Origin of the sequence: Clostridium sp. AF28-12, assembly GCF_003435225.1 — a bacterium.
Lineage (GTDB): Bacteria > Bacillota > Clostridia > Lachnospirales > Lachnospiraceae > Pilosibacter > Pilosibacter fragilis.
Genome location: NZ_QWGJ01000011.1, coordinates 1 through 24,332, shown reverse-complemented (window position 1 = coordinate 24,332; position 24,332 = coordinate 1). Strand labels below are relative to the sequence as shown.

Here is a 24,332-nt window from a genome sequence, read left to right as displayed (position 1 = left end):
TCTTTTTGCTTTTTCAGATTTTTCAGATTTTTCAGATACGTTTATAATCCAGTCGAATTTTGTCTGCAATCAGCGCAATAAATTCAGAATTTGTCGGTTTCCCCTTGCCGCCGTTCACCGTGTATCCAAAGAGGCTGTTCAGGGTATCAAGCTCTCCTCTGCCCCAGGCAACCTCAATGGCATGGCGGATGGCGCGCTCCACGCGGCTCGGTGTCGTCTTGTGGGTCTTCGCGATGGTCGGATAAAGGATCTTCGTGACAGAGGACAGCATCTCCGTATCCCGGACGGACATGATGATGGCATCTCTCAGATACTGGTATCCTTTAATATGGGCCGGAATTCCGATTTCATGCAGCATCTGGGTCACATCCGTCTCGAGATTCTGTTCTATATAGGTCTCTTTATCAAGATACGGCTGTACCTTCTTCACATCCGTATGTACCGCACCTGCCGCTTTTATCCGACCGCGACAGACTCTGTGGATCTTATCCAGAATAATATCCCTGTTGAAGGGCTTCATAATATAATAATTAGCTCCGAGCCGGAACGCGTCCTCTGTCACATCCTGGCTGCTGGCCGCCGTCACCATGATGAAGGACGGGTGGTTCTTCATCTGCGTGTTGTTTTTTACTTTTTCCATGACGGAAATTCCGTCCAGTCTCGGCATGATCACATCCATGAGAACAATATCCGGATTCGTGCGGACGATCATGTTGTACGCGTCCTCGCCATTATCCGCCTTCCCAACTACATGGATCCCATCTTCTTTTTCCAGAATTTCGCCAAGTAAATTCAAAGTCTGTCTGTTGTCATCTGCAATCGCAATGGATAATTCTGCCATAATGCTCCTCCTGTAACACATAAAGTTTCTTTTTCGGTCATTTTCCCCGTTCCGGCCGGGCGTCTGACATGATATTTTTCTTTTTGAGCATCCCCGGTAGGAATATAGACATTATAGTATTGCCCCCTTGTCGAATCCAATCCGAAATAGGTGTACAATTTCAAAATCATTCGTGATTTTTCGTTGTTTTGCGAGCTTTGTATCTATTTTTAGTACTATATCTTTTTTTCTTAACATTTTTTAACAGCAAACATGTTAAAAAGAATGTGCCTTGGCACATTCTCGCGCCTCGCGCGGTCGCTTGCGACGATCTACATCTTCGCGCGAGTGTGCATCTTTGGCACGTCAGTGCCTTTTTATGTAACGGGGAATTCCTCGGAATTTCCCGTTACATAAAAAAGACCCGGCATGTTTCCATACCGGGTCTTCTCGTATTCTGTCGTTTTTATTTAATTGTGAGCAGGTAATTCGCAAACTGCTGCGCTGTACGGCCGGAAAGTCCGCCACCGCGCATCTCGAAACGGTTCGCCTCGTAGCAGATCTCTTCGTCGCTCATAACCTCCGGAGTGATGCCTGCGCGTCTCGCGAGAACCACCGCCATCTCGTTGAAACCTTCCTTGTTCGGCTTCGCATAGAAGATAGAAAGGCCGAAGCGGTTGACCAGAGAGAGCTTCTCCTCCATGGTGTCGGAGCGGTGCAGATCCTCGCTGTGTTCCATGTCCTCTCTATCCTTCCACGTCTCCTTGATGAGGTGACGGCGGTTGGATGTGGCATAGATCAGCACGTTGTCCGGCTTTGTCTCGACTCCGCCCTCGATAACAGCCTTTAAGAACTTGTACTCGATCTCAAACTCCTCGAAGGAGAGATCATCCATGTAGATGATGAACTTGTAGTTGCGGTTCTTGATCTGGGCGATGATCGTGGAGAGATCCTTAAACTGATGCTTGTAGATCTCGATCATGCGCAGACCCTGTGAATAGAACTGGTTGACGATAGCCTTGATGCTGGTGGATTTACCGGTACCGCTGTCACCGTACAGCAGCACATTGTTCGCCGCTTTTCCGTCGCAGAACGCCTGGGTGTTCTCCACGAGTTTCTTCTTCTGAAGCTCGTAGCCGATGAGATCATCCAGCATAACGGCATCCATGTTGTTGATCGGCAGGAAGCGGACGGATCCGTCCTTGTTCTCAGCAATGCGGAATGCCTTGTTGAGTCCGAACATGCCGACACCGTAATCTTTGTAGAACTCCGTCACATACTGGAAGAAATCTGCGCCTGACTCGGCCGTCTCAAGCTTCTCGCTTAAGGTTCTCACTTTCTCGCTGACATTTTTATTGTACATCAGCTCTTTTTTGCGGATTGCCTGGTAGTGGGTCAGCTGTGTGAAGCAATCGATGGAGAGTTCTTTCTCCAGCCAGGAAAAATCGTAATCGAACAGTTCCTTGAACATGTCGAAATCGTGGGTCACAAAGTTGTTGACCGTTCCTTCCTGAGCCCCCATCTTCTCACAGACGAGGCTGAACGGATTCTCATTCGTGATCAGGAGGAATGTCAGGTAGTTGTGCCATAAGTTCTTGTCAAAAGCGTAGTCTGTGGCAACCGTCAGAAGATTCTTCACCTGGTGGAAAACGCGGCCTCTGAGCGCCGCCTTCGTCTCTGTTCCATCTTTCAGTTTCTCACAGATATCCGCAAGCTGCCAGAGGATCGAGTCTTCCGGCAGGCTGCCGTATACGAGCAGGTTTGATACGATCTCGTTCATATAGTTTCCTCTCTTTCCGGGGATTTTTCCGAAACCTGGCAGCCTTCAGAAACTGCCGTATGGCATTTTCCGTCGGATACCTGGTAAAAAGGCGGCGCAGCTTCCAAAATAAGCCCGCCGCCTTTTATATATCATGTGATACCAGGGTTCCAAGGTCAAAAAGCCTTTTGCAAGCAAGCTTGCCAAAGGCCTTCCGACCTTTTGACCCTAGGTATCAAATTACTCTACGATAGCACCCTTATCCGCAGAGGATACGTTCTTCGCATAGCGCTTTAAGTATCCTGTCAGCTTCTTCGGCTCGCGGATCTTCATGGTCTTCTTTCTCTCTTCCATCTCTTCATCGGAAACAAGCAGCTTTAAGCTGTAGTTCGGGATGTCGATCGCGATCTTGTCGCCGTCTTTGATGTAAGCGATCGGGCCGCCTGCGGCTGCCTCCGGGGAGATATGTCCGATAGCTGCACCGCAGGATGCGCCTGAGAAACGTCCGTCTGTAAGAAGAGCAACGGTTGTGTCAAGTTTCATACCAACGATCGCGGATGTCGGAGAAAGCATTTCTCTCATTCCCGGGCCGCCTGCCGGTCCCTCATAACGGATGACAACGATGTCGCCCGGAACGATCTTTCCAGCGTAGATCGCTGCGATCGCCTCTTCCTCGGAATCAAAGCACTTTGCGGTACCTGTGTTGACTAACATCTCCGGTTTTACAGCGGAACGCTTTACGATCGCGCCGTTCGGAGCCAGGTTTCCGAAAAGGACGGCAAGTCCGCCGGTCTTTGTGTATGGATTGTCTAACGGACGGATCACTTCCGGATTGCGGTTTACTGCATGTGCAATGTTCTCAGCAACCGTCTTTCCTGTTACAGTCTTGCACTGTCCCTGGATCATTCCTGCATCGAGAAGCTCTTTTAATACTGCGGAGATTCCTCCTGCTTCCATCAGATCCTGCATGTGGTGATGTCCGGCCGGTGCAAGATGGCACAGGTTCGGAGTGTGCTCACTGATATCGTTGATCATATGAAGATCAAGAGCGATATCAGCCTCGTGAGCGATCGCAAGGAGATGAAGTGCGGAGTTTGTGGAGCAGCCGAGAGCCATATCGGTTGTCAGCGCGTTCTCAAATGCTGCCGGTGTTACGATATCACGCGGACGGATATCATCGGCAAGCAGCTTCATAACCTGCATACCAGCTGTCTTTGCAAGGCGGATACGCTCTGCGTATACAGCCGGGATCGTACCATTTCCCGGAAGACCGAGACCAAGAACTTCTGTTAAGCAGTTCATGGAGTTTGCAGTGAACATACCGGAACAGGAACCGCAGCCCGGACAGGAGCTTCCCTCGATCTCAGCGAGTTCCTCATCGTTGATCAGATTTGCTTTTCTTGCGCCGACTGCCTCGAATACAGTATTTAAATCTCTCTGGTTGATGGAGAGCATCGGACCGCCGGATACGAAGATACACGGAAGGTTCAGACGCATTGCTGCCATTAACATACCCGGAACGATCTTATCACAGTTCGGGATGAATACGAGTGCGTCGAAGCAGTGTGCCTTTACCATACATTCGATGGTATCTGCGATCAGCTCACGGGAGCTTAAAGAGAAATGCATTCCATCATGGCCCATGGCAATACCATCGCAGACACCGATGGTATTGAACTCCATCGGTGTTCCACCTGCTGCAAGGACGCCGTCCTTTACGGCACGGGCGATAGTCTGTAAGTGCATATGTCCCGGTGCTACTTCATTGAAAGAGTTTACAACGCCGATAAACGGGCGACGCATCTGCTCGTCGTTATATCCATCTGCCTTTAAAAGGGAACGGTGCGGCGCATGCTCTACGCCAGCTTTTACTTTATCTGAATTCATGATTTTTCTCCTTATGAAACCCAAAGCCAGGCGGTGATGCCTGGCCCTGAAGAATTTTTTTAGGGTTTCGCTGCCCCGCAGTGCCACACTCGCGGACTTGCGTCCGCTCGTGCGCGGGCATTCGCCCTATGAATCCGCCGGCAAAGATTCACTTATGTGCGAGCACAACGGGAATCTTTCCTCGTCGGATTCGCTGCCCCGCAGTGCCACACTCGCGGACTTGTGTCCGCTCGTGCGCGGGCATTCGCCCTATGAATCCGCCGGCAAAGATTCACTTATGTGCAAGCACAACGGGAATCTTTCCTCGTCGGATTCGCACTGCTCATTGCTATCGCGACTATTTAGCCTCGTCAAGATCCTGTGTCTGTTTCCAGCCCATCTTTGCTCTTAACTCGCGGCCTGTCTTAGCTGCAAGTGTCTCAGCGTGTGCTGCTCTTGCTGCGTTGAAGGTTGTTCTGCCAACCTGGTTCTCAAGGATCCAGTTCTTAGCGAATGTACCATCCTGGATCTCTGTTAATACCTGCTTCATAGCCTTCCTAGCTTCATCGCCGATGATTCTCTTACCGCTTACATAGTCACCGTACTCAGCAGTATCGGAGATGGAGTATCTCATTCCCTCGAAACCAGCGTTGAAGATCAGGTCTACGATCAGTTTCATCTCGTGGATGCACTCGAAGTATGCGTTCTCCGGCTTATAACCAGCCTCAACAAGTGTGTTGAAACCAGCTTCCATTAATGCGCAAACGCCGCCGCAGAGAACTGCCTGCTCACCGAAGAGGTCTGTCTCTGTCTCTTCCTTAAATGTTGTCTCGAGGATACCGCCTCTTGCTCCGCCGATGCCTGCAGCGTATGCCTTAGCAACTTCCATGGAGTTTCCAGCCGGGTCCTGCTCAACAGCTACGAGGCACGGAACACCTTTACCGCCTACATACTGGGAGCGAACGGTGTGGCCCGGTCCCTTCGGAGCGATCATGATCACGTTTACATCTGCCGGCGGAACGATCTGTTTGAAGTGGATATTGAAGCCGTGAGCGAATGCAAGTGTCTTGCCTGCTGAAAGGTTGTCCTTGATATCTTTCTTGTAGAGAGCTGCCTGCTTCTCATCGTTTACAAGGATCATGATGATATCTGCTGCCTTTACAGCGTCTGCTGTGAGCATAACTGTGAAGCCGTCTTCTTTTGCCTTTGCTGCGGACTTGGAGCCCTCGTAAAGACCTACTACTACATCAACACCGGAATCTCTTAAGTTCAGAGCGTGTGCATGACCCTGAGAACCGTAGCCGATAACAGCTACTTTCTTTCCGTCAAGAAGTGATAAGTTACAATCTCTCTCATAATACATGGTTGCCATAGTTTTTCTTCTCCTTATTCTTCATTGTGATCGACACGTAATGTGTTGTCTATCCCTAAACCGATCGCGATCTCTCCCGACCGGCTAAGTTCTAATATACCAAAATCTCTGACTTTTTCAATAAAAGATTCAACTTTTTTGCTGTCTCCGGTAATCTCGGCTGTCAGATGCTCTTCACCGAAGTCTATGACTTTTCCGCCGTACTCGTTGATCAGATCCAGTACCTGATGTTTGCTGGAACCTCTGTGGCTTCCTGTCAGGTGCATTTTGATGTACATATGCTGGGCAAATACGGTGTTTTCCGGCTCCAAAAGTGTTACAGCACGGACATCGATGAGTTTTTCCAGCTGACGGACCACCTGGTCCTTCATATATTCATCTCCTGTGGAGACGATGGTGATCCGCGTATAGTTCGGATCATCAAGTGTTCCTGCAGAGATATTATCAATATTATAGCAGCGCTTTGCGTAAAGACCGGCGATGCGGTTTAAAACGCCGAAGCGGTTGTTTACGATCATGGCGACCGCAAACTTTTCAACTTTGTTTTCCATGGTCACCTTATCCTTCCACAATCATGTCTTTGATGGATCGTCCCGGCGGGATCATCGGCAGGACTTTCTCATCCATATCAATGTGACAGTCGATCAGCACCGGTCCCTGGGATTTGTCAGCCGCATCGAGGGCTTTCTGCAGGTCTTCCATCGTGTAGACCGCATATCCGTCAGCACCGAAGGCTTTCGCCAGAGCCGGGAAGTCCGTCTTTCTGTCCAGGATCGTCTGGGAATAGTGACAGTCGTAGAAAATTGTCTGCCACTGTCTTACCATTCCGAGGACATCATTATCGAAAATGACAATGGTGATCGGGAGTTCCTGACTCACCGCCGTTGCCATCTCGTTTAAGTTCATTCCGAAGCTTCCGTCTCCGGTGAAGAGAACGGTTCTTCTGCCTCTCGCTGCGATGCATCCGCCAATGGCTGCTCCGAGACCGTATCCCATGGTTCCGAGACCGCCGGAAGTGAGAAGCGTGTGCGGCTTTTCAAACGGGTAGAACTGCATGGTCCACATCTGGTGCTGTCCGACGTCGGTAGCGACCACTGTGTCCTCGGTACAGTGCTTGTGGACTTCCTCGATGATGGCTTCCGGTCCGTAAGGTTTCGGTGCCGGGAGGATCATCTCGTTCTTGTAGCCCTCAAGCTCGTTCACCCACTCCGGATGCCTTTCCTCCGGGAGTTCTTCCAGGATCTTATCGAGGATCTCCTTCACATCGCCCCAGAGGCTCACGTCAGGACTGACGTTCTTTCCGATCTCCGCACGGTCGATATCGATATGGACCGTCATGCATTTCTTTGTATATTCGTTTAAATCGCCCGTTGCACGGTCGGAGAATCTTACGCCGACTGCAAGGAGCAGGTCACATTCGGACTGTGCCTTGATCGACGGATATTTTCCGTGCATTCCGCACATTCCGAGGTTTAACGGGTAGGAGGCCGGAACGGATGTGATCCCCATCATGGAAAGTCCGATCGCCGCATCGACTCTCTTTGAGAGCTCCAGGACCTCATCCTGTGCTCCCGCCGCAACGACACCGCCGCCTGCATAGATAAACGGCTTTTTCGCTTTTTTGATCATCTCTACGACTTCGTCGATATTTCCGCACTCGGATTTTCTCGGTTTTTTCACAACGCTCGGGACCTTTAAGTCCTCCACGTATTCATATTCTGCGGACTGGACGTTCTTCGGGATATCGATGAGGACCGGTCCTTTTCTTCCGGAATTTGCGATCTCAAATGCCTCGATGATCGTTCTCTGGAGGTCCTTGATGTCACGGACCATAAAGTTGTGTTTGACCACCGGCTGCGTGATCCCGACGATATCGACTTCCTGGAAGGAATCCTTACCAAGGCTGTTCACCGCGACATTTCCGGTGATCGCGACCATCGGTACGGAATCAAGGTAGGCGTTCGCAATTCCCGTTACCAAGTTTGTCGCGCCCGGTCCGCTTGTAGCGAGTACCACGCCGGTCTTTCCGCTTGCTCTCGCATATCCGTCAGCGGCATGGGCAGCTCCCTGCTCGTGGGCCGTTAAGACATGTCCGATGCGGTCAGACGCAAGATAGAGTTCATTGTAGATATCAAGTACTGCTCCCCCCGGATATCCGAAGATCACTCTCACGCCCTGATGGATCAGCTCTTCCACCAGGATCCGCGCTCCGTTCATTTTCATAGCTGTTTTCCCCTCATCTTATTTCTCACAGGAATGTCCGGCTCTGTCAGACATTCCCGCCTTTTTCTTTTCTGGGCACGGACAAATGTCCGTATTAAAATTCAGGTATAAAAAAGCCTTACAGCGTTACACTGTAAGGCTTTGCTTTCTTTCGTAACTTGTTCTTTCAAGTTTCTATCAGGCAATCCCGGATTCAGTATAACGCAAATAAGCATTCCCGTCCACGACGATAATGCTGACGATAATTCGAATCACGACTGCGAGTAGAATAAGATTCGTCATATCTTTGCGTCTCCTTTCCAGTTGCCTTTCAGCAATGTTGCTATGTTTTATTATAAGCACTTTGTCAGAAATTGCAAGTAGTTTCTTTTTATAACTTGTATGAACCAGAGTTATGTAACATCGCTGGCTCGTCAGTGCCTTTTTGTTTAACTGGGAATTCATCGGAGTTCCCTGTTAAAAGAAAAAGCTCTGCAGGCACCGGGATTTCCCCGGCCTGCAGAGCTGCTCCTATTTCAAATTATTTTTACAGTTTTGAATATCCATACGGATTGATCAGCGCATCCAGTTTCTTTCCTTCCTTACATAACGGGCAGTTTCTGTAGTCGCTGTACTGGTAATCCGGAACATCTTTTAATCCGAATACCGACTTGATCGGAATTCCGTTGACATTCTCAAGTGCGCTGAATACTGCGGAGATCCCCTGAATAATTCCTCCATAGTACTGGACACCCTCGATCGCCTTGTTGATCGTCAAGCCCGTTGTTACGGTCGCGGTGAGGATCAGCACATTCTTTCCGTTGATCATTGCGCGGTAATTGTCCTTAAACACGATCTGGCTGTTGCTGTTGAACTCCGGTTTGATAACGTAGATCGTCTTGTGGGCGTTCTTCGACATGAAACCGCCTTTTGTCAGCTCCTGCGCAAGAAGGGTTCCGATCACCTCGGTCCCTTCCATGCATACGATCGTATCAACGATCATATCGTACAGATACATATGTACGAGTGCCTGGGCAATTCCTCCAGCCTCACTCAGACGGCTCTTTACCGTCGTCAGGTCAAAATAGTAATTCGTGTGGGCATGATTCGTTGCAAAATGTCCCTTTACGATTTTTAACGGGGTATCTGTACCGGTCGTCTGAATTTTGTCATACTTTAACTCCATACACGATCCTCCTTATTCAAATCTCACGTTTACTGTTATTTGACTATATTATACCGAATTTTCAGATACTATTCAAGGATTTTTCCTATTTTCCATCAGGTTTTTCGTCACTGTTTACGCCTTGCGCAAACAGTAACGGTTTTTCTCCCTGTTTTTCTACCACGCAAGGACCTCATGTCCGGTCTCTGTCACGAGTACCATGATTTCCCTCTGGGCGGACGGAAGCCTGTCATCGGTATAGATCGTCCAGCCGTTGCTGTCATCCACAAAGATATCCGGGCGGCCCATGTTGATCATCGGCTCGATGGTAAAGATCATCCCCGGTGCCATAAGCATCTCCTCGCCCCGTCTTGTCACATAGCTTACAAACGGATCCTCATGGAACTCAAGGCCGACACCGTGACCGCCGACTTCCTCGACAATGGTGTAACCATTCTTCTTCGCGTAGTCATGGACAGCCTGCCCCATATCTCCTAAGAATCCCCACGGTTTTACCTGCTCGAGACCCTTTTCCACAGCTTCGTTCGTGACGCGGACAAGTTTTTCCTTCTCCGGGTCCACATTGCCGATCAGGAACATTCTGGACGAATCAGAGAAATATCCGTGAAGGATCGTGGAGACATCCACGTTAATGATATCACCGTCTTTTAAGACAACATCCTTGGACGGAATTCCGTGGCATACCTGATCATTGATGGAGGTGCACACGCTCTTTGGGAATCCCTCATAATTTAACGGTGCAGGAATCCCGCCATGTTTTGTCGTAAAGTCGTATACCCACTGATCGATCTCCTCCGTGGTAACTCCTGCCTTGATGTGCTCCGCCACATAGTCAAGGACCGCCACATTCAGTTTTCCGCTCTCACGGATCCCCTCGATCTGTGCCGGTGTCTTAATGATCTTGTGGGACGGAACCTCGTGGCCTGTGAAGCGGGCACGACTGATCTTCTGGTCAAATGTCATATGGCACTCACAATATGGCTTCCCGCTTCCACACCAGCATGGATCATTTTTTCCGATTCTGCGAAACATAATTTTTCCTCTTTTCTATCTGTTTTTGCGTCTCTGTACCGTACGGGATTTTCAATAAAAAAGAATGTGCCTTGGCACATTCTCGCGCCTCGCGCGGTCGCTTGCGACAGTCTGCATCTTTGCGCGAGTGCGCATTAGAAAATCCCTGTCCGTGTACAGGAATTGTGTTTGCGAATTCTTTTATTTTCCTGTATAATATCCTTATCTATCATAACGTCGGAGACTCTGTTTGTCAAATAAGTCTCCTGAGAAAATATGCCGTTAATATCACGGGTATGAATTTTCCAGCCCGAAAATCCCCCGCGTTGCAGAGGCGGCTGTAAAGAAAGTGAGGAATTTACATGAACGTACTGATCACCGGGTTCGACCCCTTCGGCGGAGAGCCGATTAATCCGGCATGGGAAGCCGTAAAAGCCATGAAAGACGAGATCGCCGGAGCAAAGATCACGAAGCTGCAGATCCCGACCGTTGTCAATAAATCCATTGCGAAGGTCCATGAAAAGATGATGGAGCTCCGCCCGGATATCGTCATCAGCATCGGCCAGGCCGGCGGACGGTTCGGCGTGACTCCGGAGCGTGTTGCGATCAATGTAACAGATGCAAGGATCCCGGATAACGAAGGAAACCAGCCCATCGATGAACCAATCTTTGCAGATGGAGATGCCGCTTATTTCTCCAATCTTCCGGTGAAGGCGATGGTTCAGGAGATCCGAAATGCCGGTTATCCTTCTACCCTCTCCAATACCGCAGGAACTTATATCTGCAACCATGTCATGTACGGAATTTTATACTATATCCAAAAGGAATTTCCAAATGTACGCGGCGGCTTTATCCACGTTCCGTATGCTGTTTCTCAGGTTGTCAATAAACCGGCAACCCCGTCTATGGCCATTGCGGATATTACGGCTGCATTGGAGGCGGCGGTGAAGGCCGCTGTTGAATATGAACAGGATATCAAAGTGATTGGAGGAGAAACACACTAAAAAACTTCATCTTCGGAAGTTTTTCAGGCTGTGATACCGGTCTGAAAAACTCCAAGGATGAAGTTTTCTTTTATCCAGATCCCAGGCTGCCTTCAAAGCCCCCGCCCGGAATCCGGTTTTCTGATTATTCTTTTGTTCCTCTCTCCGCGGACGCGTTGAGCTTTCCGTCGACCACGTCGATCTTGATCGTATCTCCGGTATGGACACCATCCGACAGGATCAGGCGGGCTGCCAGAGTCTCCACATTCTTCTGCAGATATCTCTTAAGCGGTCTTGCGCCGTATACCGGATCATAACCGTTGTCCACGATAAACTGCTTTGCAGAATCGGAAAGTGCAACCACAAGTTCTTTATCCGCCAGACGCTTGTTGATATCGTCAACAAGCAGATCGATGATGCTTCCGATGTTGTTCTTTGTAAGCGGCTTGAAGAGGATCGTCTCATCAAGACGGTTCAGGAACTCCGGACGGAAGTGGGCACGCAGATCGTTCATGACCTCAGCCTTTGCCTCCGGCTTGATATCACCGTTCTCATCGATACCGTCAAGCAGATACTGGGAACCGATGTTGGAGGTCAGGATAATGATCGTATTCTTGAAATCCACGGTCTTGCCCATGGAATCTGTGATACGTCCATCATCGAGGACCTGAAGCAGAACATTGAATACATCCGGATGTGCCTTCTCGATCTCATCGAACAAAACGACACAATACGGTTTTCTGCGGACTGCCTCTGTGAGCTGACCACCCTCATCGTATCCGACATATCCTGGCGGCGCTCCGATCAGGCGGGATACGGAGTATTTCTCCATGTATTCACTCATATCGATCCGGACCATATTGTTCTCATCATCAAACAGACTTGCCGCAAGCGTCTTTGCAAGCTCTGTCTTGCCGACACCGGTAGGTCCGAGGAACAGGAAGGAGCCGATCGGCTTTGTCGGATCCTTGATCCCGGCCTTGGAACGGATGATCGCGTCTGTAACCTTCTCAACTGCCTCATCCTGACCGACAACACGTTTGTGGAGCTCATCGTCCAGATGAAGGGTCTTGTTTCTTTCACTTTCCGTGAGTCTTGCAACCGGGATGCCCGTCCAGCGGGAGATGATCCTTGCGATCTCATCTTCGGTAACGCTCTCATGGACAAGGCTCAGATCTGCGTTCTTTACCTTCTCCTCCTCTTCCTTCAACTCTTTTTCAAGCTGCGGAAGCTTACCGTACTGGAGCTCTGCTGCCTTATTCAGATCATATTTCTGCTGTGCATCCTGGATCTGACGATGGACTGCCTCGATCTCCTCACGGATGGAGGAAAGCTTATCAACCGTCGCCTTCTCGTTCTGCCACTGGGCCTTCTGAGTCGCGAACTGGTCATGGAGCTCCGCCAGCTCCTTCTGAAGATCCGCAAGGCGTTCCTGACTTAAATGGTCTGTCTCTTTCTTGAGAGCTGCCTCCTCGATCTCAAGCTGCATGATCTTTCTGGAAAGTTCATCCAGCTCGGTCGGCATGGAATCGAGCTCCGTCTTGATCATTGCACACGCTTCATCGACAAGGTCGATCGCTTTATCCGGAAGGAAACGGTCTGTGATGTAACGGTTGGACAATGTCGCCGCTGCAACAAGCGCGGAGTCCGTGATCTTGACGCCATGATAAACCTCATAGCGGTCTTTTAAGCCACGGAGGATCGAGATCGTGTCCTCAACCGTCGGCTCATCTACCATGACCGGCTGGAAACGACGTTCCAGAGCCGGATCTTTTTCAATGTATTTCCGGTACTCGTCGAGTGTCGTCGCACCGATACAGTGCAGCTCGCCGCGGGCCAGCATCGGCTTTAACATGTTGCCGGCGTCCATGGAACCTTCGGTCTTTCCGGCACCGACGATCGTGTGAAGCTCATCGATGAACAGGATGATCTGTCCTTCGCTCTTTCTCACCTCATCGAGGACGGCTTTTAGACGTTCCTCAAACTCACCACGGTACTTTGCACCTGCAACGAGTGCGCCCATGTCCAGGGAGAATAATTTCTTATCCTTTAATCCCTCCGGGACATCGCCGCGGACGATACGCTGTGCAAGACCTTCTACAACAGCGGTTTTACCAACACCGGGTTCACCGATCAGAACCGGGTTGTTTTTCGTTTTTCTGGAAAGGATCCGGATCACGTTCCGGATCTCAGCGTCACGGCCGATCACCGGGTCCATCTTCTGGTCTCTTGCCTTTTCTACAAGATCGGAACCATACTTATTTAAGGTATCGTAGGTTGCCTCCGGATTATCACTGGTAACTCTCTGGTTGCCGCGAACCGTGGACAATGCCTGTAAGAATTTATTCCGGTCGATCCCGTAGGTGCGGAACAGTTCCTTTATTGCCCTGTTCGGTTCTTTTAACAGGCATAAAAACAGATGCTCGACGGAAACATATTCGTCTCCCATCGCCTTTGCCTCGTCCTCGGCGTCGATCAGGACTTTATTGAGGTCCTGAGTCAGATAAACCTGTCCGCCTCCGGATACCTTCGGCAGCTTCTTAAGTGATGCTTCCGCCTCATCTGTAAACTGCTCACCGGAGATTCCCATCTTCGTGATCAGCTTTAAGATCAGGCTGTCATCTAACTTTAACAGACTCACCAGGAGATGTTCCTGGTCGATCTGCTGATTTCCATATTCATAAGCCAGCTTCTCGCAGTTCTGGACTGCTTCCACTGATTTCTGTGTAAATTTGCTGATATTCATGATCGCAAGCCTCCCTTCAATTCTGAAGTACTTGTTGTGTTTGTTGTCAGTAATACCGCCCAGCGAAATTTTCATCCGCCGGGCGGCTTAATCTTTCAGATACGTGGCAGCTTCGCACGCGTTTCTGTATCGTTACCGCTCGGGGCTGTCAGATCACCCTTCGATGGAAATGTGCTTCGGACCTTCAACCTTCTTCTCTTCCTCTTTCGGAATCGATACACTCAGGATACCGTTTTCGAATTTCGCCTTAATCTCCTCTTCCCGAATCTCCTCGCCAAGATAGAAGGTTCTGCTCAGAGCACCTGCATAACGTTCCTTGCGGATGTATTTGCCTTTCTTATCTTCCTCATCCTCATCAAGACCTTTCTCGGCACTGACGGTCAGATAACCATCCTTCAGTTCAATCTGGATCTCATCTTTCTTAAATCCCGGAAGATCGATATCAAGCTCATACGTCTTTTCTGTCTCTCTGACATCTGTCTTCATCAGTCTGGATACATTCTTACCATACAGCGGATCCTTCTTTTCTGTAAAGAACTTCTCATCAAACGGGAACATATTATCAAATAAACTTTCTCCAAAAATACTCGGCATATACATAAATCATTCCTCCAATCAGAATTCCTGTTTTCTTGTTTGTCATCTATCTGAAAGAACTTCAGAAGATTTTCCAATCTTGGGAACTCCTTGAGATCCTTTGATTTTTTCTCTCTTCCTTTGTTCTGCATGTAATATAACACATATTATTAGCACTGTCAAGAGGTGAGTGCTAATTTTTTTGTGAATTAATTGTGTATTTCATTGAAACATTGTAACTTTTCAGGCTCATAGTAGAACGCATTCTATAGGTAGTCGCCAAGCATCTCTCCCACACACTTCTCGATCTCATCAATAATTTCTATACACCGGTTCTTCTTCATTCCAGCCGTAGTGCCAACAGCTAATAATTCTTTTCTTCCCGGATCTTTTCCATTTCCGTCAACGGTCGTTGTGTGTTCCCCATAGTACGTATTACTATAAGTAAGATCGTATGCAGGGCTCAGTCTCCACTGATCTTTTTCTTCATCATACAAATAGGTGAAATTTTTTGAGTGGTCATCTCTGTTATGCGCAAAAACATTAAAACACATTCTTCGAAACATACTTTCCACATCCGCATAATGATCCTTCGTCAATATCTTCGTAAGTTTCATCAGACTGTGGTAATCAAGACTCGGCTGTTCAAAGTCCAGTTCGAGAAGCGCTGCAGCTGTCAGCATATGGACTCGCTTTATTCCATTTTGATCAGGGACTCTGTCAAACCGCCTGGTTCCAAAATAGCCTTTACAGATTCCAGATGGGAACAACTTTGTCTCACTCATCGTAATTTCACATTTCCGGGCACAACATGAATAATCATACTCCATTTTTCCCGCATCTTTTCCATCTACATGGGCCGGAAATTTTATGATCCACTCTTCATTTCCGATCGAAGTCATGATCTTCGGCCTTGCTCCTCCGCTCGTTCCTCCAAGCCGGTACAATTCGTCAAGTTTGTCTGTATATTCTGTGTTCAATATTTTCTGACACTCCCGCGCCAGTTCATCCAGGTCAGGATTATCCTGCTGCTCTGGAAATTTTCTTTCTGGATAATACGTCAACGCACCCATTCCTGATTTTCCAACGATTGCCAGGCGGTCTAAAATCGTCAGTTTATCCGGATTCTGTTTATGCTCACGAAGCAGACGATTTAGCAGCAATCTTCCCCAATTATCCGGAAGACTGTCCGCAAACACGCCATAAAGGCCGCCAAAATAATCCTTTGTGGGCACAAACACCTGCTTTTTTAACGGCAGAGAAAACGGGCTGATCGAAAATCCATGTTCCAGCCATTCATCGGTGTACTGAAATGCTGCTTTTCGATTTGCTGTCATGGCCAATGTCCCCACAAGTTTTTCATCATAATACACCTGCAGCGCATTATCTTGTTTCATTTATGACCTCCTTTATGTCTCTGTATGGTACCTGCGAAAAAATATTCCTAAGTTCATCCGCAATATCCAGTGCCATTGCGATCTTCGTCAGAGACAACAAAGATATCTGACCGGTAGACTCGAATCTTTTAACAGAACCATAACTCACACCGCTCATCGACGCCATCTTCTCCTGCGAGATTGAACGCCGTTTTCTAATATTGCGAACCCTCTGCGCCAACTTCAGATCCAGTTCTTTCGCTGTCTCCCATATAAAACCTTCCATAATCTTTCCCACTTTCGATTCCGTTTTTTATACTTTTATTAGATAATATTTTATCTATTATCATATGATTATATTCAAAATATATAATATATTATCTATTATTATTTTACCATCAGTCAATAAACAAATCAATAAAAATGTAACACGATCTATTCTCGGGTCTTTGACACACCTTATCCGATCACCTGTGGCTTTCTTTGGGTTTCCTTCATTCTATAACCATATTGTATTATTCCGGATCCGGAAAGGGAATTTTGTATCTATCCGTGCATATTCGTGTTATAATATATCTACACTGCCGGAAAGCAGACATCCGCGATCCACATGAAAAAAGCCATTCCAAATCATCTTCGCCGATGGGATTTTTTCCTTCAAGCCTGTGTTTTATTACGGTCAGCGCAGACCTGCTGAACAGTTACAACAGATCAATAAAAAAAGAAAGTGATGGAAAAAAATGCAGACGTATACTTATGTTTCCAAGGGAAAATTTAAATTAATGGAAAAACCGAAGCCTGTTCTTATGGATGAACGGGATGCCATTGTAAAGGTAACGCTTGCCAGCATCTGCTCAAGTGACCTGCACATTAAACATGGAAGCGTCCCCCGTGCTGTGCCGGGTATAACCGTCGGACATGAAATGGTCGGTATCGTTGAAGATGTCGGCAGCGCCGTAACAAATGTGAAGCCCGGTGACAGAGTCACTGTAAACGTGGAAACCTTCTGCGGGGAATGTTTTTTCTGCAGGCATGGTTATGTAAACAACTGTACCGATCAGAATGGCGGCTGGGCTCTCGGATGCCGGATCGATGGCGGACAGGCAGAATATGTTCGCGTACCGTTTGCAGATCAGGGATTAAATAAAATCCCGGATCATGTTACAGACCGTCAGGCTTTGCTGGTCGGAGATGTTCTTGCCACCGGTTTCTGGGCAGCTCGTATTTCTGAGATCAAAGAGAAGGATACGGTATTGATCATCGGAGCCGGACCTACGGGCATCTGTACGCTGCTCTGTGTCATGCTGAAGAAGCCGAAACATATCATCGTCTGTGAAAAAGACGAAGGCCGAATCCGCTTTATCCATGAGCACTATCCGGAAATCCTTACCGTATTACCCGAAGCTTGTGCAGATTATGTCCGTGCCAACAGTGACCATGGAGGAGCAGATGTCGTTCTCGAAGTTGCAGGAGCCGAATCCACGTTTCGCCTTGCATGGGAATGTGCAAGACCAAATGCAATCGTGACGATCGTTGCTCTTTATGACAAGGCTCAGACACTGCCGCTGCCGGATATGTACGGAAAGAACCTCACCTTCAAGACCGGCGGTGTAGACGGCTGCAATTGTGAGGAAACACTGCGGCTGATCGCAGAGGGCAAACTGAATACAGAACCGCTTATCACACACACATATCCATTAGACAGGATCGAAGAAGCTTACACACTCTTTGAGAATAAGATGGATGGTGTGATCAAGGTAGCCATCGAGTGTTAATATGCTTCCAATCCGGTTTCCTGCACACCGTATTTAAATTGTCTTCCCGGCAACTGATTCCGTTTCTCTATAATAACACAGTCCACTGCATCCATACGGAAACAACGTTCGTTTCATGTTCCTGATATATTCCTCTTCCGTATCCACATGCTCAAGGATATCCAGAGCTGTCTTCAGGTTCCGGATATCCTTTTCCATAAAATCCACATAATTTCCGCGCCCCACAAGCTTCAAATGGGTGATTCCGGCCTTTTGCAGCCGATACAGGGCGCAGAGCCCACAACCTGTCGCACCGCAGAGATAGCCATCGGGATCATACATCCGTTCCTCATCATCTTCGTTCGGTTTATCTGTGCTCTGCTCGTCATTCACATCATTCTCTGAGCTCTCCGTCCGTGAGATCAGCTTCTCTGTTTCTAAGCATTCTTCTTTTTTCTCTCTATTTCCTTTAACTTTTCCTATCTGATACGGTACCCGGCACAGGTGTCCCATCTCGTCGCAGTGCAGGGAATTGCAGAACGCCCCCGAAAACTGGCAGAGCTCGTTTAACGCAAATGCCTCAAATTCACATACGCCCCTGCTGCCCTTTTCCCTCTCATGCAGGATCACTGACTCCATGTCCGCGAAGCTGTTCTTCCTGTGAAAGATAAGCCGGTCTACATCCAATCGGTCAAATACATCTGACATCCGGCTGTTTACCTCTGCCGTCTCCCCACTCAAGTGGATCTCACAGCGGATCCCATTATTTTTCAGGTAGATCAGCAATGCCGGATCCGCGATAATAAAGCTTGAGAATCCAAGCGCCATACACCGGCGAAGGACATCCGCGATCTCCGGGTACTGCTCCGGCGTATAATAAAGCGAATTAAACGTCAGATGTACCGGCTTCCCATATTTTCTCACCAGCGCCGCCAGAATCCTCAACTCACTCTCCGCCCCGATCTGCACGTTGATGCCAAGAACCTCGCGACGGTTTAGCGGCAGGATCGTCCCGTATTTTCTATTCCACTCATAAGGTACATATCCGCAGAAAAACTCATCCGCCCCGGCCTCGACGTACCGTACATATTCATCGATAGACCCAAGTCCCGCTATAATTTTCATGGTATCTCTCCTTATATGCAGCTTAAACAGTGCAAACTGCCTCATTACAGCAGATTCACCACAAGTCTGTCAATTCCCTGTTTTTTCCACATTTCCATATCCATCATTCCGGAAACTGCACTCCCATCCAGCGCGAAGAGCGAATTATACCGCCCCGCCATCTTCAAATGCTTTGGATACAGAAAGACTTTCTCTCTGCAATATCCCGGACACGATTCCGGAAGTTCCTGCTTTCCTCGCTCTCCATTTTTACATACAGCATACAGCGTGCAATACTGGGAGGTGTTCGTCTGATAAAACGGAACATGGATGCTGTTCTTTCCTTCCGGAAATTTCTGCCTGTACCCGCAGGACTCCCACTCGTACCGCCGGATCCCGAACGTGTCCCTCAGATACGTCCGGTAAAATTCCGCATTCAGGCTGTTCTCCCGAAAATATCCTGTATCTCCCTGCTTGTATCCCATCCGTGGATCCTTTTTTCTTTTATTTAACAGAGTCCCCATGCACGGCACAAAAACTTCTTTTCGGTCCTTCCGCTCTCTCAAAAGCTCCAGCAGGCCCCAGTCGTTTGCCGCAATCTCCAGAAATGTCTCCCGGTTTCTGCACCACTCTTCCAGCTCGTCCAACAGGTTTTCCACAGGTTTCAGCATAAACTCCCGCAGATATGAAAATGTAACTGTCACAGCCAGACCTTCCGACTCTGCTTTTTTAAGGATCTCAAATAACTGCCGCTTTTCAGGAAACAACAGATGGCAGAAGGCATTTCCCACATAAATCCGCTCTGAAACCGGCATTCGTTTTCCCAGCTCTTTAGCCCCATTCACGTTCCAGTACCAGTCCATAAAATCGCGGAATTTCATGGATAAATACCGCTCATAAAGCTCCGGACGGTCCAATTCCACAGCAACTTCGGTATTCTTCCGTTCCTGCTCTTTATATTCTTTGTATTCTTTATGTTCTTTGTATTCTTTGAGTTCAAAATCTCCTGCTGCGATGCAATTTTCCCTTATACCTGACTGATTTTCTATTCGCTTTTCTACTGTCATTCTATCTTCAAAGTCATTCCTTTTTGATTCCGTAAAATCACCGCAGCAATAGCTTCCTGTATTCCGCTTTTCCTGCCTCGCCCTGTCTTCTCCTTCACCGAACCACTCTTTTTTCTGTTCGATGAAATTCTCTGCAAACTGTTCATCCTTTTTGGCCGGATACCCGGTAAGCGCCATTGCAAGCTCCCCGTCCTCGCACTCCAGCTTCAGCCGCACAAATCTGTCATACCAAAGGATCAGGCTTCCGGCGCATTCCCGGTATTTCTCCTGCTCCACAAATACCGAATACACATATACCGGAATTCCCAGTCCATCTTCCACACGCACTTCCATCTCAAAAGAATGGATCTCAACTTCCGTATACGGATCCCTGCTTTTCTTCTCCTGGTCTCCCGTCTTCATCCCGTTGAACCCATCATAAAAACAGATCCGGAATCTCTTCACTTCGCGGATCTCATCCAATGTCCGAAAACAAAATCCATGTTCCGCAATCTCCGTGATCCGAATCTCCTGCCCGTCTGCAAATCCTGCCACCAATCCGAATGGGATCATAAAAACCCCGTTTATTTCTCTCTTCCCTGACACTTTCCGTTCCTCAATTCAAATCTTTTTACAGCACCATAGCTCACGCCGCTCATAAATGCATGCTTTTTATCTATTACTATTCTATCATAAATGGATATATAAACCAATAACGTGCAGTTGTACCTTTTATATAAAAGAATGTGCCTTGGCAGATTCTCACGCCTCGCGCGGTCGCTTGCGACAATCTACACCTTCGCGCGAGTGCGCATCTTTGGCACGTCAGTGCCTTTTTATGTAACAGAGAATTCCCATGAATTTCCTGTTACACAAAAAAGGACCGCTGCCCCACAGATCTCTCTGCAAAGGCAACGGTCCTTTTCAGCTACAGGTTATTTTCATTGATGCCATACACCGCAGGCAGCTTTCACTGTCTGCCACGCTTCCTTAACCTTCGATCGCAATACGCTTAGAAGTTTCAACCTTCTTCTGCTCAACCGGTTTCGGAACGGACAGGCTTAAGATACCATTTTCAAATTTAGCCTTGATATCTTCCTGCTTTACATCTTCGCCAACATAGAAGGTTCTGCTCATTGCTCCGGAATAACGCTCCTGACGGATATAGTGACCTTTCTTATCTTCCTCATCCTTATCAAGGCCCTTAGCAGCGCTGACGGTCAGATAACCATCCTTCAATTCTGCAGTGATCTCATCTTTCTTGAATCCCGGAAGATCGATGTCCAGTTCATAGGAACCTTCATTCTCCTTGATATCAGTCTTCATGACTCTCGAAGCATTCTTGCCATACAGCGGATTCTTCTTAGAAGCAAAGAAGCTGTCATCAAACGGGAACATATCATCAAATAAACTCTCTCCAAAAATACTCGGCATATACATAAATCATTCCTCCAATCAGAATATCTGAAATCTATTGTCTGGGAGATTCTGAAAATCTCCAGGACTTTTTGCATCCCTTTGATTTCTTTCTCTCTTCCTTTGTTCTGTATGTAATATAACACATATGATTAGCACTGTCAAGAGGTGAGTGCTAATTTTTTGTGAATTAATTGTGAACTTATTTTCCTGTTCAAATATTCCTTATTTTCAAAATCCGCTGGAACAGTTAGAAACTATCTGGCATCTTCTTATTTCTCTCACACTCCTCGTGCATAATCATGATCATACATGCATTGGTTTTCTGCAGTAGCACAATGTGATGTGCAATGGCAGGAAAATTTAAAGGACATAATTTAAGAACATCTTGAATTATTTTTCCAAGCGCCTATAATATTGATATGTTATCCATTTTGATGACAAATCTTTACTATCAACCGTAACGCCTCTGGACAGTTTATTCTATCCTCTAACAGTTACCCCCACAATCTGACAGATCTTGTTTATTCCGGATATTTGTCAGCACACAACAAGAAAGGCAGAAGCAAATGAGTTACAGTGTATATCTTCCTAATTACTCCATCGGTGAAGATTGTTACAAGGAACTTCCATACGTCGCAAGAAACTATGGAAAAAAGGCAGTCGTGATCGGCGGTAAAACCGCTATGGCAAAATCAAAAGATGCACTCTTAGAAGGCATTAAGGGATCCGATCTTGAGATCACGGATTTCATCTGGTACGGCGGTGATTCCAGCTACGAGAACGGCAACGCATTGATCGCGAATCCGGCTGTCCGCGAGGCAGACATCATCTTCGGTGTCGGTGGAGGAAGAGCCTGCGATACCGCAAAATATGTAGCAAACGAACTTGACAAACCGTTATTTACTTTCCCGACCGTTGCCAGCAACTGCGCAGCCGTGACTGCCATCTGTGTCATCTACAATGCCAACGGCACCTTCCGGGAATATTATTATCCGAAGCTTGCGAATCATACCTTCATCAATACCGCCGTGATTGCGGATTCTCCTTATGACCTCCTCTGGGCCGGAATCGGCGACGCCCTCTCCAAAGAATGTGAGGCTGTTTTTTCCAGCAAAGGTAAGCACTTAAGCCATACTCCGTTAATGGGTGTCCAGCTCAGCAAAGTCTGCACACAACCGCTCCTGGATTATGGAAAAGAGGCACTCGCATCCTTAAAAGCGCACAAAGTCAGCGATGCCCTCATGCAGGTCACTTTGGATATCATCGTCTCCACCGGTATCGTTTCCAATATGACGACTCATATTCCGGATTATTACTACAATTCCTCCCTCGCGCACTGTGTCTATAACGGCTCCACGATCACGCGTCATGGTCACGAACACCTGCACGGCGAAGTCGTATCTCTCGGTGTTCTCTGCCTGCTCACCTATGAAGGCGCGAACACTCTCCGTGATACGATCATGAAATTCAATGCAAGCATCGGTCTTCCGGTATGCTTCGATGATATCGATATCACCGAAGATGAATTTGATCTCATGGCAGATAGAATTCTTACTTCCACCGAATGGCAGTACCGCCCGCAAGATGTGACCCGTGAGAAATTTATTGCATGCATGAAAGAACAGAATAAGATCGGACAGGAATTTAAAAAACAGACTATACTCTTATAAATGTACCGTGGAATATCTACATGCCATTCCGTCAGGAAAGTCATTAGAAGCTTTGCACAAGGCATTCATGAAGACGAACATATTTGCAGACTTTCCTAAACTCAGAGGTAAAATTAATGAAAAAGTTAGGATTAATTGGTGGAATAGGGCCAGAATCCACCATTGAATATTATCGCAGCATAGAATATGGCGTACAGAAAAAAAGTGGTCAAAATTTCTTTCCCAATATCACCATAGAAAGTCTTAATGTATTTGACGTACTCAATTTATGCAAAAATCAGGATTATGATGGGTTGACAGATTATCTTCTCAACGGTATCAATCAACTTTCTGCAGCAGGAGTACAATACGCTGCTCTAACCGGAATCACAACACATATTGTTTTTGATGCATTATCGAAAGTATCTCCTGTACCGCTTGTTAGTATGGTAGATACCGCAAGTGAATTTGCCAAAGCACACAGATACAGAAAAGTTTGCCTGTTAGGAACTCTTCCAACCATGAACGGAACCTTTTTTCAGCAATCTTTCGAATCTAAAGGTATCGAAGTCATTACACCGGATGCGGCAGAGAAAGAGTATATTGGTAGAAAAATTGAAACAGAACTGGAACTTGGGAAAGTTGTATCTGATACTCAAAACAACTTTCGAACAATTGCAGAACGAATCATTCAAGATGAGAACGTTGACACAATCATACTTGGATGCACAGAACTCCCATTGATTTTCAAAGGAATTGATTTATCAGTTCCATGCCTTAATGTGATGCAAGTTCACATTGATTCACTCATTGATTTAATTATGTCGGAATAAATACTTTCACCTATACCGCTGTTATTGTGGATTCGCCTTACGACCTCCTCTGGGCCGGAATTGGCAATCCTGATGAACAATGCAAAGCCAGTGCAGTCGAACATCCGGGGGACGTTCGACTGCGACGACCGGAGTGGAACGTAGACATTCGAACCGTTCGAGCCCGGCAGGGCTCGAACATGCGAAAAAGAGGAGGTATCCATCAGATATCTCCTCTTTTTCACATCTTATTGAAAGCACGAGGCGTCGCAGAACGTCCGGGGGACGTTCGCCTGCGACGACCGGAGCGGAGCGTAGACATTCGAACCGTTCAAACCCGGCAGGGCTCGAACACTCAAGAAACCTGCTGTCCACTTGATGATCCTTTCATTTTAGTTACTTATCCACACTTCATCTGCATCGCAAACTCTTTTTCCACAAAAAAAGAGGATACCCACACTGGATATCCTCAAAAAGCGAGCACGAGACGGGATTCGAACCCGCGACCCTCGCCTTGGCAAGGCGATACTCCACCACTGAGCCACTCGTGCATAGGTAACATACCTTCAAAACCACATATTGAACTTCATCAACCTTTGAATCTTCACTTGACCTTCCTGGATAAGCCCTCGACCGATTAGTAACAGTCAG

General features: G+C 47.5%; 19 protein-coding genes and 1 tRNA gene. 4 read left to right on the top strand and 16 right to left on the bottom strand.

The features are described 5' to 3' along the window. Nucleotides 1–31: 31 nt before the first annotated feature. The 8 genes from spo0A to DWY93_RS10370 form a co-directional block, all read right to left on the bottom strand. Entirely contained in the window at nt 32–841 is an 810-nt protein-coding gene (gene spo0A, locus DWY93_RS10410; protein WP_015555104.1) for a sporulation transcription factor Spo0A, read from the bottom strand. 445 nt (nt 842–1,286) lie between these two features. Continuing rightward, nucleotides 1,287–2,600 carry an ATP-binding protein gene (locus DWY93_RS10405; protein ID WP_117471054.1) on the bottom strand — a complete coding sequence of 438 codons (1,314 nt, stop codon included), beginning with the start codon at nt 2,598–2,600 and terminating at the stop codon, nt 1,287–1,289. Nucleotides 2,601–2,819: 219 nt separating this feature from the next. Next, nucleotides 2,820–4,466: a dihydroxy-acid dehydratase gene (gene ilvD, locus DWY93_RS10400; protein ID WP_117471053.1), complete on the bottom strand. Its 1,647-nt coding sequence runs from the start codon at nt 4,464–4,466 to the stop codon at nt 2,820–2,822. Nucleotides 4,467–4,803: 337 nt separating this feature from the next. Next, nucleotides 4,804–5,817 carry a ketol-acid reductoisomerase gene (gene ilvC / locus DWY93_RS10395; RefSeq protein WP_117471052.1) on the bottom strand — a complete coding sequence of 338 codons (1,014 nt, stop codon included), beginning with the start codon at nt 5,815–5,817 and terminating at the stop codon, nt 4,804–4,806. A 14-nt stretch (nt 5,818–5,831) separates the two neighbouring features. Beyond that, entirely contained in the window at nt 5,832–6,368 is a 537-nt protein-coding gene (gene ilvN / locus DWY93_RS10390; protein ID WP_117505159.1) for an acetolactate synthase small subunit, read from the bottom strand. Nucleotides 6,369–6,375: 7 nt separating this feature from the next. Continuing rightward, complete coding sequence (gene ilvB / locus DWY93_RS10385; protein ID WP_117472272.1) at nt 6,376–8,040, bottom strand: biosynthetic-type acetolactate synthase large subunit; 1,665 nt, start codon at nt 8,038–8,040, stop codon at nt 6,376–6,378. Between the two features lie 526 nt (nt 8,041–8,566). Further along, nucleotides 8,567–9,205: a hypothetical protein gene (locus tag DWY93_RS10375; RefSeq protein ID WP_015555111.1), complete on the bottom strand. Its 639-nt coding sequence runs from the start codon at nt 9,203–9,205 to the stop codon at nt 8,567–8,569. 156 nt (nt 9,206–9,361) lie between these two features. Next, the gene (locus DWY93_RS10370; RefSeq protein ID WP_117471287.1) at nt 9,362–10,237 is read right to left on the bottom strand and encodes a methionyl aminopeptidase; all 876 of its coding nucleotides are present in this window, start codon (nt 10,235–10,237) and stop codon (nt 9,362–9,364) included. Between the two features lie 341 nt (nt 10,238–10,578). On the opposite strand from DWY93_RS10370, the gene pcp reads away from it, so the two are divergent. Beyond that, nucleotides 10,579–11,220 carry a pyroglutamyl-peptidase I gene (gene pcp, locus DWY93_RS10365; protein WP_117471286.1) on the top strand — a complete coding sequence of 214 codons (642 nt, stop codon included), beginning with the start codon at nt 10,579–10,581 and terminating at the stop codon, nt 11,218–11,220. A 124-nt stretch (nt 11,221–11,344) separates the two neighbouring features. On the opposite strand, the gene clpB is transcribed toward pcp, so the two are convergent. The 4 genes from clpB to DWY93_RS10345 all read right to left on the bottom strand — a co-directional run bounded on the left by clpB (nt 11,345) and on the right by DWY93_RS10345 (nt 16,195). After that, nucleotides 11,345–13,945 carry an ATP-dependent chaperone ClpB gene (clpB, locus tag DWY93_RS10360; RefSeq protein WP_117471285.1) on the bottom strand — a complete coding sequence of 867 codons (2,601 nt, stop codon included), beginning with the start codon at nt 13,943–13,945 and terminating at the stop codon, nt 11,345–11,347. Nucleotides 13,946–14,098: 153 nt separating this feature from the next. Next, entirely contained in the window at nt 14,099–14,545 is a 447-nt protein-coding gene (locus DWY93_RS10355) for an Hsp20/alpha crystallin family protein (protein WP_117471284.1), read from the bottom strand. Between the two features lie 242 nt (nt 14,546–14,787). Beyond that, nucleotides 14,788–15,918 carry a type II toxin-antitoxin system HipA family toxin gene (locus DWY93_RS10350; protein WP_117471283.1) on the bottom strand — a complete coding sequence of 377 codons (1,131 nt, stop codon included), beginning with the start codon at nt 15,916–15,918 and terminating at the stop codon, nt 14,788–14,790. Further along, a complete protein-coding gene (locus DWY93_RS10345) occupies nt 15,905–16,195 on the bottom strand; it encodes a helix-turn-helix transcriptional regulator (RefSeq protein ID WP_347466006.1) in 291 nt (96 codons plus the stop codon). Before DWY93_RS10345 ends, DWY93_RS10350 begins: the two co-directional genes overlap by 14 nt. A 442-nt stretch (nt 16,196–16,637) precedes the next feature. Between DWY93_RS10345 and DWY93_RS10340 the strand changes: the two genes are divergently transcribed. Beyond that, complete coding sequence (locus DWY93_RS10340; protein ID WP_117471281.1) at nt 16,638–17,672, top strand: alcohol dehydrogenase; 1,035 nt, start codon at nt 16,638–16,640, stop codon at nt 17,670–17,672. A gap of 33 nt (nt 17,673–17,705) precedes the next feature. Here the strand turns inward: DWY93_RS10340 and DWY93_RS10335 are convergent, their stop codons facing one another. From DWY93_RS10335 to DWY93_RS10325, 3 genes are all read right to left on the bottom strand, one after another. After that, nucleotides 17,706–18,776, bottom strand: a complete 1,071-nt coding sequence (locus DWY93_RS10335) for a U32 family peptidase (RefSeq protein WP_117471280.1) — start codon at nt 18,774–18,776, stop codon at nt 17,706–17,708. A gap of 44 nt (nt 18,777–18,820) precedes the next feature. Beyond that, entirely contained in the window at nt 18,821–20,374 is a 1,554-nt protein-coding gene (locus tag DWY93_RS10330; RefSeq protein WP_117471279.1) for a hypothetical protein, read from the bottom strand. 417 nt (nt 20,375–20,791) lie between these two features. After that, nucleotides 20,792–21,241 (bottom strand): Hsp20/alpha crystallin family protein, encoded by a 450-nt coding sequence (locus DWY93_RS10325; RefSeq protein WP_117471278.1) that lies wholly within the window; start codon nt 21,239–21,241, stop codon nt 20,792–20,794. A 545-nt stretch (nt 21,242–21,786) separates the two neighbouring features. On the opposite strand from DWY93_RS10325, the gene DWY93_RS10320 reads away from it, so the two are divergent. Continuing rightward, complete coding sequence (locus DWY93_RS10320; protein WP_117471277.1) at nt 21,787–22,890, top strand: iron-containing alcohol dehydrogenase family protein; 1,104 nt, start codon at nt 21,787–21,789, stop codon at nt 22,888–22,890. 116 nt (nt 22,891–23,006) lie between these two features. Further along, nucleotides 23,007–23,702 (top strand): amino acid racemase, encoded by a 696-nt coding sequence (locus DWY93_RS10315; protein WP_117471276.1) that lies wholly within the window; start codon nt 23,007–23,009, stop codon nt 23,700–23,702. Nucleotides 23,703–24,160: 458 nt separating this feature from the next. On the opposite strand, the gene DWY93_RS10310 is transcribed toward DWY93_RS10315, so the two are convergent. Continuing rightward, a tRNA-Gly gene (locus DWY93_RS10310) sits at nt 24,161–24,232 on the bottom strand. Nucleotides 24,233–24,332 lie beyond the last annotated feature (100 nt).

Bases quoted from the DNA above. Each gene is read 5' to 3' on its own strand.
- DWY93_RS10340 (WP_117471281.1), top strand. From the start codon at position 16,638: ATGCAGACGTATACTTATGTTTCCAAGGGAAAATTTAAATTAATGGAA.
- DWY93_RS10315 (WP_117471276.1), top strand. From the start codon at position 23,007: ATGAAAAAGTTAGGATTAATTGGTGGAATAGGGCCAGAATCCACCATT.
- spo0A (WP_015555104.1), bottom strand. From the start codon at position 841: ATGGCAGAATTATCCATTGCGATTGCAGATGACAACAGACAGACTTTG.
- DWY93_RS10320 (WP_117471277.1), top strand. From the start codon at position 21,787: ATGAGTTACAGTGTATATCTTCCTAATTACTCCATCGGTGAAGATTGT.
- ilvC (WP_117471052.1), bottom strand. From the start codon at position 5,817: ATGGCAACCATGTATTATGAGAGAGATTGTAACTTATCACTTCTTGAC.
- ilvD (WP_117471053.1), bottom strand. From the start codon at position 4,466: ATGAATTCAGATAAAGTAAAAGCTGGCGTAGAGCATGCGCCGCACCGT.
- DWY93_RS10355 (WP_117471284.1), bottom strand. From the start codon at position 14,545: ATGTATATGCCGAGTATTTTTGGAGAAAGTTTATTTGATAATATGTTC.
- clpB (WP_117471285.1), bottom strand. From the start codon at position 13,945: ATGAATATCAGCAAATTTACACAGAAATCAGTGGAAGCAGTCCAGAAC.
- DWY93_RS10375 (WP_015555111.1), bottom strand. From the start codon at position 9,205: ATGGAGTTAAAGTATGACAAAATTCAGACGACCGGTACAGATACCCCG.
- DWY93_RS10330 (WP_117471279.1), bottom strand. From the start codon at position 20,374: ATGATCCCATTCGGATTGGTGGCAGGATTTGCAGACGGGCAGGAGATT.
- DWY93_RS10335 (WP_117471280.1), bottom strand. From the start codon at position 18,776: ATGAAAATTATAGCGGGACTTGGGTCTATCGATGAATATGTACGGTAC.
- DWY93_RS10370 (WP_117471287.1), bottom strand. From the start codon at position 10,237: ATGTTTCGCAGAATCGGAAAAAATGATCCATGCTGGTGTGGAAGCGGG.
- ilvB (WP_117472272.1), bottom strand. From the start codon at position 8,040: ATGAAAATGAACGGAGCGCGGATCCTGGTGGAAGAGCTGATCCATCAG.
- DWY93_RS10350 (WP_117471283.1), bottom strand. From the start codon at position 15,918: ATGAAACAAGATAATGCGCTGCAGGTGTATTATGATGAAAAACTTGTG.
- DWY93_RS10325 (WP_117471278.1), bottom strand. From the start codon at position 21,241: ATGTATATGCCGAGTATTTTTGGAGAGAGTTTATTTGATGATATGTTC.
- DWY93_RS10405 (WP_117471054.1), bottom strand. From the start codon at position 2,600: ATGAACGAGATCGTATCAAACCTGCTCGTATACGGCAGCCTGCCGGAA.
- ilvN (WP_117505159.1), bottom strand. From the start codon at position 6,368: ATGGAAAACAAAGTTGAAAAGTTTGCGGTCGCCATGATCGTAAACAAC.
- pcp (WP_117471286.1), top strand. From the start codon at position 10,579: ATGAACGTACTGATCACCGGGTTCGACCCCTTCGGCGGAGAGCCGATT.